Below are 17,062 nucleotides of genomic sequence, written 5' to 3'. Positions count from 1 at the left end.
CACTAAAAATATCTCCTCAGCACAATACCAATACGAAAAAACTCTCAACGCCCTTCGCACTCAACGCTGGAAAAAACTCCAACTCTTCCAACTCGCCCTAGCCAACCTCGCCCACAAACCCATGCGCCTTGTTTACAGCCCGACGCAGAACAGCCAGCCTTCTGAGTCGGAGATCGCCCCCCCAGATGGCCTCCTCATCGCTGAGAAAAATAAAACCCTAATCGTCCTAGCGGTTCAAAAAGCATCCCGCGTATCTCTCGCAGGCATAGCGGCTAAAGACCAACTCCTCACCTTAAACGGCCAACCCCTTCACACTCTCGAAGATTTCTCAAACGCTTGGAAAGGCACACAAGATAAAAACTCATACACAATTAAAAAACCGACAGGAAAAATCCTTTCTCTCACACTCACACCCCCTGCAACGCTCAAATCCAGTATCCTCGACCTTCCATAATTGAAGGGCTTTTCTTCCTACAGACCTCTAAGCGTGCGATTTTCGGATTGCCCGCTAAAGCCATTCACTCCCCATACTCTCCCTCTCTGGAAGAGCTGCCCCTAATAAACGGGCCTAAGAAGAGATTACGCAAAACAACTTTTTTGTAGCTGCAAACAAAGGAACCAAGAGCCCTGTTGAATCAAAACTTCAACTGTTACTTCCTAGCATTCTGTAGGGCTGATCTCATCCTTGAGACATACCCCATAATCAACAACCCAATCCCAATTAAAGCATAAGTCGAAGGCTCAGGAATGGTAACAAAATTTGTGGTAAATAAACTATTGTTGAAAGAACCACCCAGCGATTGAGAAACGAATAATATCCCTCCTGGATCAGACGCCGTGTAAATCCCAGGTGAAGCGGGGAGCGTCCAGGGGCCTGAATACGTTCCATATGGTGTTCCTGCACCGGGTTGAAGAGAGGAAGTAGTTAAAGTTGGATACCAGTATAAAGCAAGTGGGTCCCCTCCGTTCAGACCTGGAAAATTATTAGCATCAATTGTAAAAAGGTCCACTATCGCACCAGTAACATTCGTGCCTGCCCCAATTGATAGCTTTGCTAGAACAACATCGTCAGGCTCGCCAGTAAAGCTCGTCGGTGTGGGGGCACCGAAAGTAGAGTTTGACAGACTGGCAACTACAACGAGTAGTGAATTGTTGGGTAAAGGATTTGAGTTGAAGGTAAACTGACCAGCTGTTACACCTATCTGATAGGTTAATTGCGCCACAGCAGTGCTGTTGGCCAAAATAAGAGAGGTTACGACTGATAGTGTTAGAATCGCTATTTTTTTCATAGGTTTTGTTTGAATGTGTGTTTGGTTTTTGTGGTTGTAATTTAGTGTTTCAATAGTTTGGTGAGTTTATACCAACGATCGTGGGACCGTTGGTAACTGGAGCCTTACGAATTACCACCCCCTCATAAAGATTTATCTCATCATTGCCAGCATTGCCAGTGCTACCAACTTTTCTCCATTGATTGTTTGTATAATAATATACCGCCTTGGCAGGCTTATTTATGCCGGTAGTTGTGTTGTCAAACACTATAAGCCTGTCGGTAATGTTGAACTCACTAGGACTGGATGCAAATGCACCGGAAGAGATAAAGCCTGCATCAACCAGTTTAACCGGCATTGGACGCGGTAGCCCTAATGGATTATCTTGAGACTGGGAATTTTGGGTCCTAAGCCAGTAGGCGTTCTTTTCCATGGATACATTACCTGCAATGGCAAATTGCGAAGGCGACGCAGCTGAACGAATTATAACGTAGTTATCTGGATTGATGATTGTATCGTTTTGGTTGGCAGTCGAACCAATCTTTCGCCATTGAGATTGTGGCCCTAGGTAATAAAATATGGAGGATGCAGGGAGATTAATCCCATTAGCCAATATATTGGGGACAATCACACGAGTTTGTATTGAAAACTCAGACGGAGATGCGTTGATTCCCTGTCCATTAGGAAACAAGGTATTGAGTGTCCAATAAGGTATAATCTTAGCCTTGGTGCCGGGGGCGATGGAGGAGATATTATCGCCGGCAAGGTCAAGCGTAACGGTATTTGTGCCGTTGGCGGTGATGGTGTAGTAATTGCCTTCTTTTGGATTGATGCTGCTGTGGCTCCCAATGCGGAGGTAGTAAGTGTTGGGCTGGGTGCCAGCGGCGTAGACAAGTTGATTAGGCGTCAGGGAAGCATTATTTAAAGTAACGACATTACCCGAGACGGAGGCGATGGTGCCAGACCAAAAGGCTGGTCGCTCAAATGGAGGCGTGACGTATATATCAGAGTTGGCAAGCGCATTATATCGAACAAATCCGACCGGGGCCGTAGTAACTGTCTGTGATTCCAGAGAGGATGTTGTGCCAAGCACGACTAATGATATTCCGAAGATTTTGCTTAGATTTATTTTCATAGCAACGATAATCTGTAACGAATTCGTGCTTTGGCAAGTGATTTTTTTATTTTTTTTCTGGTTTGCTTTTTTTGGGCTTGACAGATCAAGTCCTCCATAAAATCCATGAGGCACTTTTTACACAGATTGTAACATTTGTGTCAAGTTCTTTTCTTTATTTATTCAAATTCTCTCAAACGATGCTACCAGTATCAATAATAGGCTGGAATCAAGCCGGGGGCAGCGGGCTGAGCGATACTTACGTATGTTTTTCAATATCAGTTCAATAGAAATGTTATTACGATTTTATTGTATTCTGAGAGTGTAAGGTGAAATAGTGTGGGGAGAGGTTGTTCTGCAAGCACTCCCTGGATCTGAAGGTTACGCTCAGTTTGCTGTTTGTTCGCGACTTGGACCATGGCTGGATGAGTTATCTACCCACGCAATCATCCACCTACGCAATCGATAAGGGAGAGAGTCGAGCAATCGGACAGGGTGGGATTCGAACCCACGGTGGCCTTGCGACCACGCCTGATTTCGAGTCAGGTGCCTTCAACCACTCAGCCACCTGTCCTTTGTTGCAGCTTGGCGCGGATCGAGGTCGTAAAGCAAGATTTAAGGTTAAACGAATTTTTGTTTTTGGCGATGCTTTTGTGCGTGGGGGTGATTGAGGCTTGCCAGCGGTGGATTCGTGTCGTGTGATAAGAGGATTGGTTATGCTCGAGGTGCGTGGATTGTCGGTTTTTTTGCGTGACGGCGAGGTTTCTCTACTGAAACAGGTGCATTTGAGCTGGCCAAGGAAACATTTGGGGGCGATTTTAGGGCCGTCTGGCTGTGGGAAGACGACGCTTTTGAAGACGCTGGCTGGGATTTTGGATTACGAGGAGGGTGAGATTTTGTGGCAGGGAAAGGACGTGAAAGTGTGCGATATTCCGTTGGGGGATTTGGGCTACGTGCCGCAATTTAGCATGGCGCGGGACGTTTTGACGGTGGAGGAGAATTTGGAGTTGACGTTGTCTTTGCGGTGCGGCGGCTTGTCAAGCGAGGAACGAAGGGATCGCGTGGACCGCGTGTTGGAAGAGGTGGGCTTGAGAGAAATTCGGGATAGAGAAGTAAGAGTGCTCTCAGGGGGACAAAGGCGGCGGTTGGGATTGGCGCTAGAGTTGCTCAGTGATCCTCCGTTAATTTTGTGCGATGAGGTGACCAGCGGCCTCGATCCACGATCGGAGGATGAAATTGTGCGGCTGCTGTGGCGGCTGGCGCACGAGGAGGAGCGCCTGGTGCTGAGCGTAACGCATAGTCTGGAACATTTGGAGTTTTACGATAGCGTGACGTTGTTGCACGGGGGTTACGTTGTATTTCAGGGTCATCCGGCGTCGCTTTTGAATTATCTGAGCGTGGAGCATGCGGAGCAGATTTATTCGAGGCTCAATGATGCAACGCCTCAGGAGTGGGGCCGGTATTGGAAGGCATCCCGGGAGAGTTATGCTCATGAGCTTGGGGAGCCATGTCCGAACCGCATGAGCGAAACGCTAGGAGAGATTGAGCCGTCAAAGCTTGAAAAAGCAAATGACGAGAAGCAGTATGAGCAAGAAGGCTCTGGGAAAGAGCCGACAGGGGACGGCGTGCCGGGAGTGGTTGCACAGATTTGGATTTTGACGCGGTGGCGTTGGCGTTTGTTTTTCAGGGATAGAGGGACGTTGGGGTTGCAAGTGTTGATTTTGATTAGCTTCCCAGCTTTGGTCGTGCTCTTTGCATGGGATGGGTTGCCGCAGATTCAGAATATGTCGATGGAAAGGAGTGAAAGTTTCTTTGTGGAGCTGAAGGAACGGCTTAATTTTACGGTGCAAGGGATGAAAGTCGGCAGCTTGGTGTCGGGCTTGGTGATGTTTCAAGTGATTTTGTTAGCCTTAATGGCTAGTAATAACGGGGCTCGAGAGGTGGCGGCAGAGCGGTTGCTCTACGAGAAAGATCGGTTGAGTGGGATGTCACCTACGGCATACGGAGTATCGAAGTTTATGTTTCTGGGATTGCTAACGGCTGTGCAATCTGCATGGATGGCAGGTTTTGTGAAATGGGTGTGTGGTTTTCCTGGTGAAGTGGGGGAACAGACGTTGATCTTGTGGGCACTGAATTTTAGCGTGACGATGACGTGCCTGGCGATTTCGTCATGGGCGCGGTCGCCGGAGCGGGCATCCCTTACGGCTTTGTATGTGGTGGGCTTTCAGCTTCCGTTGTCGGGTGCGGTGTTGGCCTTGCCAGAGTGGCTGGAATCGTATGTGCAGCCATTTGTCGCAGCCTACTGGGGCTGGAGTGGTTATTTGCAGACGCTGCAGGCTACGCGTTTTTATGATTTGGTCGTGATGGTATCCCAAACTGAATTGTCGCCGTGGATGCATTGCATGTGGGTGCTGATGTGCCACGGGTTGATTAGTGCTGTGGCAGTGTGGATGGGCTTGCAGCAGTGTATGTGGGAGTGAGCGATGCGTAGTGCAGAATTAGTTTTCGTGCGAAGGGGGAAAGTCAGGGATTTATATCGCTGGGGTGATGAACTATGGCTTGTAGCGAGTGATCGGATTTCTGCGTATGATGTTGTCTTAGAGTCTGAGATTCCAGAGAAAGGAAAGATTTTGACGCAGTTATCGCGGTTTTGGTTTGAACTGCTATCGCACATATGTCCGCATCATGTCTTGAGCTATGATTTGCCTGAGGAGTTTAAGTTTGAAAAACCGGATTGGGAGGGAAGATTGATGCGGTGTCGCGAGACAGCCGTGATTCCCATGGAATGTGTTGTGCGGGGGTATCTAGCTGGATCGGCTTGGGAAGAATATCGGCAGAAAGGGACTGTGGGAGGTTACATTATGCCAAAGGGATTGAGGGAAGCGGAAAAATTGCCAGAACCGTTATTCACGCCGGCTCGAAAAAACCCCTATGGACATGATGAAAACCTGAATGAACAAGAGGCTCGAGAGTGGGTGGGTGAAAAATTATTCGAGAAGCTCAGAGAGATTTCCATTTCACTATACAAAGCGGCAGCGAGGCATTCAGCGGAACGTGGGTTAATTTTAGCGGATACGAAATTTGAATTTGGAATGCTCGAAGGGCAGGTTGTCTGGATTGATGAGGCGCTGACGCCCGATAGCTCGCGTTATTGGGACCGCGACAGCTACATTCCAGGACAAGCCCCAAAAAGCTTCGACAAACAGCATATCCGCGAATATTTAAAGAAACTCAAAAACTGGCATGGTAATCCTGTTCCCCTTCCTGAAGAAGTAATAGAGGGGACTCGAAAACGATACGAGTGCGCCTGGTTGAAAATAACGGGGAGAATGTGGAGACGCCAAGAATGAGGCTATGCTTTGTCTTTTCTGTAATTTTGTTCTATAACCCCCTCATGAAAATCTCAGATCTGCACATAAATCAACAAGTTCATCACCCAAAATACGGGATAGGCACGGTCAAACAGATTTTTGAACATACTGTAGAAGTCGACTTTTTGAACGAGGGGCGCTTAACAATCTCCCCAGAGACCTCCGGATTAGAAGCTATGGAAAATACGATAAGATTAGATGGCACACAGATCCCGCTGGATCAATTTATTGAGCGTGTGGTTCTCAAGACAATAGACCTCCTCGGAATTAGCAGGCCTGAAGAGGTCGTAGAAGAATTAGGAAACCGTTGGAAGGGCGGGGAATTGATCCTGCAACCAGCAGACCGTTCCTTGCAAACTAAAACAGTTCCGTTGGAGACATTTTTTCATAAGATAGTCATGGTCCGCAACAATCTCAGACTGCTCGAACAAAAAATCAATGCACACGAGAAACTCTCTGAAGCAGAAAAAATCGAAATACAGCAGTATATTAGCCGAAGCTATGGATCGCTGACAACTTTTAACCTGCTATTCAAGAACAAAGAAAGCCAGTTTAACTCTGGCTCATAGTCAATTCAGGCCGACATGCGGTCCTCACTCTTTCCTCTGAGTTCGCCCCAGAACACGCTCGATCTTAAAATCGATGTTCAGAAGTTCTCCATTGTCAGCCGCAACATAACCGTAGCCTACACTAACTTCCCGCCCACGACGATCTGCATAGACTTCAAGCTCCCAAATCGGTCTGCGAATCTCACGGTCTCTCTTTAAAACAAATATCACCGAACTCAACGCGATACGTTGCAGTGCGCCAGTGCGAAGGACGGTCTGAAGCGCTTGATTAGAGTCCACGCGGATCATGTGAGCTGGTATGACTTCTTTCTCACTCAGCGGTAAAATTCGTTTTTGGTAAATCATTAACCATTGTGGAATTTTATCTACTAATTGAACGACTTTATTTCCATCAACCTTTACACGGCGACAGTTGTGGCGCGCTTGTGCATCAAAAAAGAGTATCTCCCAAGTGGCTGGTTCCAGCGTTGTAGTAGCACGAGGTCCGTAGATGTATGCAATTGTATCCCGAGCATCTGGATTATTGATTACCCCTTGTGCGATCCGTAAAGCTTGAAGTGCAGTGACGGGCTTGGGCGCCTCAATCTGTGCAAACAAATACGTTGTGAAAATCGTTGGAATTCCAAAAAACAATAGCCAGTGTTTGATCATGGCTGTGTGGATACGTCGCTCAGAGGACAATGCAAGCCTTTTTTGATTGTAGTTAGTCAACTTTGTCAAAAACTGGTATTCAGTAGCATCTTTTCATTTATAATAGAGATTACTTCATGCCCTTATTTCTCAACTGCAGAAAATCCAACTTTGGCAAGTCCACCCATGCCTGGACGCCTAGCATACTTTGGGGAATACCATTCATTTACATTCTACTAATATCAACTGGTTCGATGGCTCTTGCGCTTCCTTTCACCCGCAAGTCCACAGAAGCTGATATATCCTTAATTGATACAATCTTCATAGCTACTTCTGCTACTTGCGTTACTGGCCTCACAACTATAGATATCGCAAGCACATTCAATCCATTCGGTCAATTTATTCTCCTCATTTTGATACAAACGGGAGGCCTAGGCATCATGTCCATGGGCGCAATTTTCTTAGTTATCGCTGGGCATCGTCTCAGCTTACACCAACAACGCCTCATAATCGGCTCATGGGGAAAAACCGGCACCCTCACTGTCAAAAACATCCTTATATACATCTTTACATTCGTTCTTGGAGCAGAACTCATCGCCGCCCTACTGCTCTTCCTCCAACTCAAAATCTTATATCCAGATCTGCACACTATCACTCTGCTATGGCAATCTTTCTTTCACGCCGTAAGCGCCTTCTGCAATGCCGGCATCACCATCTTTTCCTCTCCAAACGGCGAGCTACCCTGGACCCACCACGAGCTCTTCTCCCTCACCATGAGCAGCACCGTCATCCTTGGCAGCCTAGGCATTCTCACCCTAGTCAACCTTACTCAACTTCGCCCATGGAAACGCAACCGCCTCGAGCGCGGCACACTCACCCTCCAATCCAAAATCGCTCTCACTATGACACTTCTCCTCCTCATCGGAGGCAGCCTCTTCTACGCAGCATTCGAATGGCACAATACCCTCTCTCAAGCCAATTCATGGCATGAAAAATTCGTCTGGAGCTTCTTCCAATCCGCCATGAGCCGCACTGCAGGCTTCACCACCGTGGATGTAGATCAACTTCATCCCGTTACTCTCTTTGCCACGATTATCCTAATGTTCATCGGAGGCGCTCCAGGCTCCATGGCAGGCGGCATCAAAACCATAACCTTTGCCATCCTCCTTGCCAGCGCCTGGGCTGCTCTCCGCCGCCAGCAAAACACCCACCTCTTCCACCGTCGCATTTCCCGTGACCTCACCAACACCGCACTCATGATCACTCTCCTCGCGCTCACCTTTATCGCTCTCGTTATCATGACGCTCATGGTAACTGAAATACACTCCCCCTCCTCTCACTCCCCCCATCAATGGCTTGCCATCGTCTTCGAAGCCGTCTCAGCATTCGCCACCGTCGGCCTATCCACCGGCATCACCCCACACCTCTCACCCCTCGGAAAAATCACCATCATCCTCACCATGTTCATCGGCCGAGTCGGTCCCCTCATGCTCGCAATCTACCTCACCAAACCTCTTCTCCCCTGGCACAAGCGTTACCCAAAAGAAAATCTCTCTATGGGTTGACCCCCTCGCGCTTGCCTTGTCACCACAGCGCCGTTAAACTTCCACCTCCATGAACATCACCGTCGAGCCCATCAACCCCTGCCGCAAACGCCTCAAAATCGAAATCCCTGCCGACCGTGTTCTACAAAAACACCACGTCATCACCCAAGAATTCCAAAAAATCGCCAAAATCCCCGGCTTCCGCCCCGGCCACGCACCGACAGAAATCATCCTCAAACGCTACCAGCCAGAGATCGAAGCCGAGCTCAAACAAACCCTCATCCAAGAAGCCTCCCACGCCGCACTCCAACAAAAAAACATCACACCCGTATCCCCACTCCAAGTCGAAGACCTACAATACATACCAGGCACCACATTCTCCTTCTCCGTCCTCGTAGATTGCCAACCCGACATCCAACTGCCCTCTTACAAAAACCTCACCCTCAAGCGTCACCCCGACACCGTCACAGACGAACAAATCCAAAAAATCATCGAATTCCTACGCCACGAACACGCCACCTACACCCCCATCACCGACCGCCCACTGGCTCTCCACGACTTCGCCATTCTCGACTACGAAGCCCACCTCGACGGACAACCCCTCGGAACCCTACACCCAGAAATTAAGCCCTACGCCAGCCGAAAAAACACCTGGCTCCACATCCACAACGATAGCCTCTCTCTCTTTCCAGGATTCATCCAAAACTGCATCGGACTCTCCCCCGGACAATCTCGCTCCTTCCAAATCACAATCCCCGACCCCCATCCCCCTTACCCCCCACTCGCATCCAAAACCATACAATTCCAAGTCACACTACACAAAATCAACACACAAACCCTTCCCCCACTCGATGACACCCTCGCCCAAAAATGCGGACATGACAACCTCCAAAAACTCAAAGAAGCCATCCGTTTCCATCGCCAACAAGAATTAAAACGCGAAATTCGCCTCCGCGCCCACAACGAAATCATCGATCAACTCCTCAAACTCACCTTTCTCACCCCACCAGAATCCCTCGTCGAAAAAGAGACCGAGCGCCTCTACCAAAAGATCATCGAAGAAAATCGCGCACGTGGCGTCCCCATCGCCAAACTCGAAGAAAACCACGAACAAATCCTCCACAACGCCCAACAGCAAGCCATTCAAAACGTCAAAATCCGCCTCATCCTCAATAAAATTGCCGACACCGAAAACATCCAAATCTCAGATCAAGAACTTACCCATGCCGTGCTCGCCCTCGCTCAACAACAAAAAGTCACCCCACAAAAATACATCCAACACCTCCGCCAAAATAATCTCATCCAAGACTTCATCCAAGAGCTTCGCAACGAAAAAACCCTAGACCATCTCCTCTCCCTTGCTATCTACACAGACTAACTCGCTATGAACCCACCCTCCTTCCCTCAACTCACCTCCATTTCGCCACAATACACAGCTCCACTCGCCACCACCCTCGTCCCGATGGTGCTCGAGCAAACAGGCCGCGGCGAGCGCTCCTACGACATCTACTCTCGCCTCCTCAAAGACCGCATCCTCTTCATCGGCTCCCCGATCGACGACACCATCGCCAACCTCGTCATCGCCCAGCTCCTCTTCCTTCAAATGGAAGATCCTAAAAAAGACATCCACCTCTACATTCACTCCCCAGGCGGCTACGTCACAGCAGGCATGGCAATCTACGATACCATCCAATACCTCTCCTGCGACGTCTGCACCTACTGCATCGGCCAAGCAGCCAGCATGGGCGCCATCCTCCTCACTGCAGGTTCCAAAGGAAAACGCTATGCTCTCCCCAACGCCCGCATCATGATCCACCAGCCCCTCGGCGGCGCACAAGGACAAGCCTCCGACATCTCCATCCAAGCCCAAGAAATCCTCCGCACCAAAAGACGCCTCAACGAAATCCTTGCCTACCACACGGGACAACCCATCGAGCGCATCGAAAAAGATGCCGACCGCGACTTCTACCTCTCTGCCACCGATGCAAAAAACTACGGCCTCATAGACGAAGTCATCCCTCCACGCAAAGCGACTCCGCCAGCCTGATCCATGGCCAAGCGCCCTCACCTCTCCCTCTGCTCATTCTGTGGCAAATCAAAAAGCGAAGTCGCCCATCTCATCGCAGGCCCAGGGGTCTTCATCTGCAACGAATGCATCACCACCTGCAATCAAATCCTTCACAGACAGACCTCCATCGCCACCGCCTCTCATTCAGCATCTGCCGCCACCCCCCCTCACAAAAAAAATTTACCCAACTCTCTGCCTACACCCTCCCAAATCCACCGCGAGCTCGATCGCTACGTCGTCGGACAAGAGACCGCCAAAAAAATTCTCTCCGTCGCCGTTTACAACCATTACAAACGCCTCCTTCTCCAGCCAAAAGGCATCACCCCGATCCAAGAAGACACCGTTGAAATAGAAAAAAGCAACATACTCCTCATCGGCCCTACAGGCTCCGGAAAAACACTCCTAGCCCGCACACTCGCCAAAATTCTCGATGTCCCATTTTGCATCGCCGATGCCACAAGCCTCACCGAAGCCGGCTACGTCGGAGACGATGTCGAAACCATCCTCACCCGCCTCCTCCAAGTCGCCGATTATGACCTAGAGAGAGCCCAACGCGGCATCATCTACATCGATGAAATAGACAAAATCGCACGCAAATCCGGCGACTCCCCATCCATCACACGTGACGTCTCCGGAGAAGGCGTCCAACAAGCACTCCTAAAAATCATCGAAGGCACCATCGCCAACGTCCCCCCTCAACCCGGCCGCAAACACCCCGAAAAAGAAGTCATCCACTTCGACACCCAAAACGTCCTCTTCATCTGTGGAGGCGCTTTCATCGGCTTAGACAAAATCGTCCAGCGTCGCCTCAGCCGCTCTACCCTTGGATTCCGCCACCACCATGAGCCTACACCCCTGAGCGACACCATCGAACCATCCGACCTCGCAGCCTACGGCCTCATTCCTGAATTTATCGGCCGACTCCCCATCCTCGCCACTGTTGAGCCCCTCGATCAAAAAGCCTTGATTCGCGTCCTAACTGAACCCCGCAACGCACTCACCAAACAATATCAACAACTCCTTGCCCTCGATGACGTCACCCTCCAATTCACTCCAGCCGCGCTTGAGACCATTGCAGATTTAGCCATCACCAAAGGCACTGGTGCACGTGCACTTCGCCACATACTGGAGCATCTCATGCTCGACATCATGTTCCACGCCCCCGATCTACGCACTAAAAAACGGATCATCATCACACCAGACTTAATCGAGGCCACGTTTAAAAACTCACTAACACAAGACAAAAAGCACTCCGCAGCCGCCTAATCACATTCCCCCTCCTCTACGCATTCATCAAGCCCGCGATTAACTCCTCAGGACTCACAGTAGCCGTGCCCAGCTTCTCTACAACGATCCCTGCTGCATGATTAGCAATCTCCGTTGCCTCTATCGGAGTCGCCGAAGCGGCAAGTGCTAATGTAAATGCAGCGATCACCGTATCGCCAGCCCCAGACACATCGTAAACCTCTTTCGCTTTCGTAGCACTGCGATACTTCGACCCCTGCCGATCATACAACGCCATACCCTGATCGCCGAGCGTGATCAACAAAAGCTCAGTCTGCCACATCGAAAGCAATCGTTGTCCCACATGATCCAGATCCTCATCTCGATCAGAGAGTCTTCGATCCGCAGCAGCAAATGCTTCAGAACGATTCGGCTTGATCGCCTTCGGTCCGCGCCAAAACAACGGATTCGTCGGATTCGGGTCCACCGTCCAAAGCACCTGATGATGGGCACAACAGTCTGCAACCGCATCAGCCACTTCCTGCGTGACAAAACCTTTTCCATAATCTTCCACAATCAGCGCATCGGCATCACTGAGCAACCGATCCAAAGTCGGCACCAACGCACCCCACTCCAACGAAGTGATCGGTGTGCGATCCTCTCGATCGACCCGTACGATGTGCTGCGGGCGAATGATTACCCGAGAACGGTTATCCCTAGGCAAAAGAGACGAACCAACATGTAATGAATCTTCCCGAGCGATGATCCGAGTTTTCACAATCGTCGGGATAGTCTCCGTCTCAAGAAAATAGGTCTCAATCTGCTGATCGTGCAGAAGTTGTTTCAAAATCGCCCCATGATGATCCTTGCCGATACGCCCAAGCAACACAACTTGCGCTCCGAGGGAACGCAAATTCCGCGCTACATTCGCTGCCCCACCGGGAAACATCTCCTCTTCCTTAACCTCAAGCACCGGCACAGGCGCCTCAGGTGAAATCCGCCGCACCTTACCCCACACAAATTCATCGAGCATCACATCACCAATCACCACAACTCGAAGCGATGGAAATTGCCGAACGAGAGCCTTCAGACGATCCGCACAGACTTTCATACAAAACGCTAAGGGTCAGTTAACCATCGCTGCCCATATCGTCCGACAGAATGAACCGTCGTCGTAACCTCCCGCAGGGCTTGCATCACTTCTTTCCACGGCTTCACTTCCTCGCCAATCTCCACTTCGATCATAAATCGATATTCCTGAAACCGCCCAGGAATCGGACGCGATTGTATGCGCGTTAAATTGTAACCACGCGAAGCGATTCGCGATAACGCATCAACCAAAGCGCCCGGACGATGAGGTAATTCAAATATCAAAATGGTATGCGTGGCTTTTAACCGCGGCGCCGGCGGATGATCCCCAAGAATCAGAAAAGATGTATGATTGGGCACTTCACGGCCTAAGCCACGTGCAAGCACCTTGAGCTGATAGATAGGCGCCGCGTGGAGCCCTGCAAGCGCCGCCGCCCCCACTTCATCACGCGCTCGCCGAGCCGCTTCAGCTGTGCTCGTGACGACGACTTGAGGAATTTGCGGGTAATGTTCTTTCAACCACAAGCGGGCATGGCCAAGCGGAGAAAAGTGCGAGTAGATCACGCTAATCGGCTTCTTGGGGTCTCGACAAAGTAGGGCAAACTCCACTGGCATCGTGACGCATTCCACCACCTGTGGAGCAGAAGGACGTTGCGTCGAAGCAATCAATTGATCCACCGTGTCGGTGATGATCCCCACTGAGGTGTTCTCAATCGGCACGACGGCGTAACGCACCTGCTTGTTGTATAATAGCTCAAAAGCTTCTTCCACTGTTGGCGCAGAGAGAAAAATGCCGCGCCTAAAGCGTCGCAAAGCGGCGACGTGGGTAAAGCTCCCCTCTTCACCGAAATAAGCGACGCGCAGAGAAGCCATACCTTTTCGTATCTAGCGGAAGGCCTGTTGCTTGCCAGATTTTGTTTTTATGCTCACACAAAAACTAGCTACTGTAGAAGGTGATGCGGTTTGATTATCACACACATACACCGCTGTGCCATCATGCGGTCGGTGAGCCGTCCGACTATGTACGAGCGGCTCAAGCAGCGGGACTCGAAGAAATCGGCTTTGCTGACCACAATCCGATGCCGACACAGTTTGACGATTGGCGAATGGCGCCTGAAGATCTCCCTCGCTATGTCGAGATGATCCAAGCCACTCAAAAATCTTTCGCGCCTTATCCGGTGCGGCTTGGATTGGAGTGCGATTTTATTCCAGGCTACGAAGACCACATACGCTGGCTATCTCATCAGGCTCCTTGGGATTACTTGATAGGCTCTGTGCACTATATTTCGCCAGATTGGGACGTGGACAATCCAAAGCACATGAAACGTTGGGAGGAATACCCAGTGGAGGCTATTTGGGAGGCTTATTTTTCAGCTTATGCTCAGATGGCTGCTAGTGGTCTTTACGATTTCTTGGGGCATCCGGATTTAGTTAAAAAATTTGGGCGTTTCCCGGAAGGAGATTTAATGCGGTTTTACAAACCTGCCCTTGAGGCGCTAGGCGACTACCGGTGTGTGATTGAGTTAAATACGGCAGGTCTACGAAAAGACTGTCGAGAGATTTACCCGACTTTGTCTTTTTTGATTGAGGCTCGAAAGCGAGGCGTGCGAATTTTGATAAATTCCGATGCTCATGCGCCGAATGAAGTCGGCTTAAATTTCGAGGAAGCTCGGGCATTGGCAAGAGAAGCAGGATATGACCGCTTGACACGATTTATACAGCGTGAGGCAGTCGAGACGCCTTTGTAATCGAAAAACAGCTTCCCACAGAGAGAGACAAACTCTAAAAGGCCAAAGCCATCATGCCCAAACGCACCGACATTCATTCGATTTTGTTGATCGGGTCAGGTCCTATTATTATTGGACAAGCCTGTGAATTTGATTACTCCGGGGTGCAGGCCTGCAAAGCTCTGCGCGCAGAGGGCTATCGAGTAATCTTGGTAAATTCGAATCCCGCGACCATCATGACAGACCCGGAGTTTGCGGATCGGACTTATATTGAGCCCATCACGCCGGAAATTGTGGAAGCCATTATCGAGCGTGAACGGCCGGATGCGCTGTTGCCGACGCTGGGTGGCCAGACGGCGTTGAATACGGCGATGGCGCTTTATCATCGCGGCGTGCTGGAGAAATACCATGTGGAATTAATCGGAGCTAATGCAGAAGCCATTCGTAAAGGCGAGGATCGTGAACTTTTCAAGCAGTCGATGTTGCGTATCGGACTCGATGTGCCGATTTCAGGCACTGCGCACAACATAACTGAGGCTTTAGCCGTTGCGGAACAAATTGGGCGCTTCCCGTTAATCATAAGACCCGCTTTCACTTTAGGCGGAACGGGCGGAGGAATCGCTTACAATCGAGAGGAATTTGAAAGGATGGCAGCACATGGTTTAGCGATATCACCGACATCAGAGATTTTGATCGAAGAATCCCTCTTGGGCTGGAAAGAATATGAGATGGAAGTGATTCGTGATCGAAACGATAACTGCATCATCGTCTGCTCGATCGAAAATCTAGATCCCATGGGCGTCCACACCGGGGATTCTATCACTGTGGCGCCGATTCAGACGTTGACTGATAAGGAATATCAACGCATGCGTGATGCGTCGTTTGCCGTAATCCGTGAAATCGGCGTCGAGACTGGAGGCTCAAATATTCAGTTCGCCGTAAATCCCCGAGATGGAAGAATGGTGGTGATCGAGATGAATCCGCGGGTGTCGCGTTCCTCGGCCTTAGCCTCGAAAGCAACGGGCTTTCCGATTGCAAAGGTCGCAGCGAAGTTGGCAGTGGGCTACACGCTGGATGAGTTACAAAACGACATCACGCGGCACACGCCGGCTTCGTTTGAGCCGACGCTGGATTATGTAGTGGTGAAAGTGCCACGGTTTACATTTGAAAAGTTTCCAGGTGCAGATCCGACGCTGACGACCTCAATGAAGAGCGTAGGAGAAGCGATGGCTATCGGGCGAACGTTTAAGGAGGCCTTTCAAAAGGCACTGCGTTCACTGGAGATTGGAGTATGGGGGATATCGGGGGGAAACGCTGAACGTTTAGCCTCGCTCTCCGACGAGGAGCTGACGAGAAAGTTAATCATGCCGAATGCGGACCGCATTTTAGCCATTCCTCATGCTTTTCGGCGGGGATTCACTGTGGAACGGATTCACCAGCTAACTCATATCGATCCTTGGTTTTTGCAGCACATAGCGGATCTGGTAGCCTTTGAAAATCAACTCCGTGAGGTGGCTGAGTCGGCACGTGAGGCACTCATTGGATAGCGGCTCGAAGTGTCTCGTGGACGATGTAGGAAGCTAGAGCGCGACGATCTGCGACCGTCTGCACCCATTGGCGAAGCGCTTCAGCCTTAGATTGGAGGAGATCAGGACGAGAAAGCGCCTCAAGGATTTTGTTTTCAAAATCATTTCCAAACAAAGAGAAATAAACAGCATGCTGATCGGGAAGCAAGGGGTGGAGTGTCTGGGAGTAAGGCCAGTTGAGAGCGGGAACAGCTCCTGCAGCAGCGACGTCGTATTGGCGGTGGTTATCACAGGCATGGCTTTCAGGGCAAAGAACCATTTTGGAGCGCTGGAGCATCTCGCGGTAGGTTTGTTCGCTAATGAATTGGTCGTAGGCGACAATTTTGAGATGTGGGTGATGACGAGCGAGCTTGAGGCAACGATCGTAGAGATTTTTGCGGATAGGATTGCCCGTGCCACTCATGAAGAGATCGATATCGCGCTGAATAATGGGGATGGGACGCTCCGTTAAATGGCTTAATGCACTTCGTGGAGTGCCCCATGAGAAGGGACGGAGTTTTTGAGCATGAGGTCTGACAAGATCAAAATTGATAATTTCACCCAGTGGCAGGAGAGATTTTTGAGGCCAGAAAAAAAGTTCGCGTTTGAAATAAAGGGTCGATTCACGCAACAGAGGCCAATCAGCAGAGAGAACAAACGGGGCATCGCGAAAGTCAATCACTGCCATAGGCACTTTGCTGTGACGTGCAAAGAGCGGCGCCCAAGTTGTGTCGGATCGATGTATCTGATAAGTCGAGAAACGCAACAGACAAGAAAGCCGTGTAGCAAAACGCTTATTGGGCGGCCAGAGAGAACGGTAGATATTAGAAGCCAAGATTAGATCAAAGTGGCGATCTCGAGTTTTTCTAAACAATTCCATAAGGCGCAAGTGA

At 50.1% G+C, this 17,062-nt stretch carries 16 protein-coding genes and 1 tRNA gene; 10 read left to right on the top strand and 7 right to left on the bottom strand.

What is annotated here, in order from left to right:
- The coding region (locus NZM04_01700; GenBank protein ID MCS7062758.1) for a hypothetical protein at window positions 1–454 on the top strand (454 nt) is incomplete at its 5' end.
- Between the two features lie 196 nt (window positions 455–650).
- Here NZM04_01700 and NZM04_01695 read toward each other — a convergent pair.
- From NZM04_01695 to NZM04_01685, 3 genes are all read right to left on the bottom strand, one after another.
- A complete protein-coding gene (locus NZM04_01695) occupies window positions 651–1,289 on the bottom strand; it encodes a PEP-CTERM sorting domain-containing protein (GenBank protein ID MCS7062757.1) in 639 nt (212 codons plus the stop codon).
- Window positions 1,290–1,338: 49 nt separating this feature from the next.
- Window positions 1,339–2,517: a TIGR02597 family protein gene (locus tag NZM04_01690; GenBank protein MCS7062756.1), complete on the bottom strand. Its 1,179-nt coding sequence runs from the start codon at window positions 2,515–2,517 to the stop codon at window positions 1,339–1,341.
- 352 nt (window positions 2,518–2,869) lie between these two features.
- Window positions 2,870–2,956: transfer RNA gene (locus NZM04_01685), tRNA-Ser, on the bottom strand.
- Between the two features lie 142 nt (window positions 2,957–3,098).
- On the opposite strand from NZM04_01685, the gene NZM04_01680 reads away from it, so the two are divergent.
- The 3 genes from NZM04_01680 to NZM04_01670 are packed head-to-tail and all read left to right on the top strand — an operon-like array spanning window position 3,099 to window position 6,322.
- Complete coding sequence (locus tag NZM04_01680; GenBank protein MCS7062755.1) at window positions 3,099–4,862, top strand: ATP-binding cassette domain-containing protein; 1,764 nt, start codon at window positions 3,099–3,101, stop codon at window positions 4,860–4,862.
- A 3-nt stretch (window positions 4,863–4,865) separates the two neighbouring features.
- Window positions 4,866–5,732, top strand: coding sequence for a phosphoribosylaminoimidazolesuccinocarboxamide synthase (locus NZM04_01675; protein ID MCS7062754.1), 867 nt, complete (start codon window positions 4,866–4,868; stop codon window positions 5,730–5,732).
- 44 nt (window positions 5,733–5,776) lie between these two features.
- The gene (locus NZM04_01670) at window positions 5,777–6,322 is read left to right on the top strand and encodes a DUF3553 domain-containing protein (protein ID MCS7062753.1); all 546 of its coding nucleotides are present in this window, start codon (window positions 5,777–5,779) and stop codon (window positions 6,320–6,322) included.
- 24 nt (window positions 6,323–6,346) lie between these two features.
- On the opposite strand, the gene NZM04_01665 is transcribed toward NZM04_01670, so the two are convergent.
- Window positions 6,347–7,042 carry a hypothetical protein gene (locus NZM04_01665; protein ID MCS7062752.1) on the bottom strand — a complete coding sequence of 232 codons (696 nt, stop codon included), beginning with the start codon at window positions 7,040–7,042 and terminating at the stop codon, window positions 6,347–6,349.
- 164 nt (window positions 7,043–7,206) lie between these two features.
- Here NZM04_01665 and NZM04_01660 point away from each other — a divergent pair, with 164 nt between their 5' ends.
- Genes NZM04_01660 through clpX form a run of 4 tightly spaced genes read left to right on the top strand, consistent with a single transcriptional unit; the run spans window position 7,207 to window position 11,830 of the window.
- Complete coding sequence (locus NZM04_01660; GenBank protein ID MCS7062751.1) at window positions 7,207–8,517, top strand: hypothetical protein; 1,311 nt, start codon at window positions 7,207–7,209, stop codon at window positions 8,515–8,517.
- A 49-nt stretch (window positions 8,518–8,566) separates the two neighbouring features.
- The gene (tig, locus tag NZM04_01655; GenBank protein ID MCS7062750.1) at window positions 8,567–9,874 is read left to right on the top strand and encodes a trigger factor; all 1,308 of its coding nucleotides are present in this window, start codon (window positions 8,567–8,569) and stop codon (window positions 9,872–9,874) included.
- Window positions 9,875–9,880: 6 nt separating this feature from the next.
- Window positions 9,881–10,543 (top strand): ATP-dependent Clp endopeptidase proteolytic subunit ClpP, encoded by a 663-nt coding sequence (gene clpP, locus NZM04_01650; protein ID MCS7062749.1) that lies wholly within the window; start codon window positions 9,881–9,883, stop codon window positions 10,541–10,543.
- Window positions 10,544–10,546: 3 nt separating this feature from the next.
- Window positions 10,547–11,830: an ATP-dependent Clp protease ATP-binding subunit ClpX gene (clpX, locus tag NZM04_01645; GenBank protein MCS7062748.1), complete on the top strand. Its 1,284-nt coding sequence runs from the start codon at window positions 10,547–10,549 to the stop codon at window positions 11,828–11,830.
- Between the two features lie 16 nt (window positions 11,831–11,846).
- Here the strand turns inward: clpX and NZM04_01640 are convergent, their stop codons facing one another.
- Together NZM04_01640 and NZM04_01635 are read right to left on the bottom strand one after the other, a co-directional pair.
- Window positions 11,847–12,899 (bottom strand): bifunctional ADP-heptose synthase, encoded by a 1,053-nt coding sequence (locus tag NZM04_01640; protein ID MCS7062747.1) that lies wholly within the window; start codon window positions 12,897–12,899, stop codon window positions 11,847–11,849.
- Window positions 12,900–12,907: 8 nt separating this feature from the next.
- Window positions 12,908–13,750, bottom strand: a complete 843-nt coding sequence (locus NZM04_01635; protein ID MCS7062746.1) for an ACT domain-containing protein — start codon at window positions 13,748–13,750, stop codon at window positions 12,908–12,910.
- A gap of 83 nt (window positions 13,751–13,833) precedes the next feature.
- Here NZM04_01635 and NZM04_01630 point away from each other — a divergent pair, with 83 nt between their 5' ends.
- On the top strand, window positions 13,834–14,625 hold the full coding sequence (locus NZM04_01630) for a histidinol-phosphatase HisJ family protein (GenBank protein MCS7062745.1): 792 nt from the start codon (window positions 13,834–13,836) through the stop codon (window positions 14,623–14,625).
- Between the two features lie 53 nt (window positions 14,626–14,678).
- Window positions 14,679–16,151: a carbamoyl-phosphate synthase large subunit gene (gene carB / locus NZM04_01625; protein MCS7062744.1), complete on the top strand. Its 1,473-nt coding sequence runs from the start codon at window positions 14,679–14,681 to the stop codon at window positions 16,149–16,151.
- Here the strand turns inward: carB and NZM04_01620 are convergent.
- Window positions 16,141–17,062 (bottom strand): hypothetical protein (locus NZM04_01620; protein MCS7062743.1); only part of this gene is annotated, 922 nt, incomplete at its 5' end. The two genes, carB and NZM04_01620, sit on opposite strands and share 11 nt — an antisense overlap.

This window comes from Candidatus Methylacidiphilales bacterium (assembly GCA_025056655.1).
In the GTDB taxonomy this organism is placed as follows: domain Bacteria; phylum Verrucomicrobiota; class Verrucomicrobiia; order Methylacidiphilales; family JANWVL01; genus JANWVL01.
This window is presented reverse-complemented; position numbering and strand designations above follow the sequence as displayed.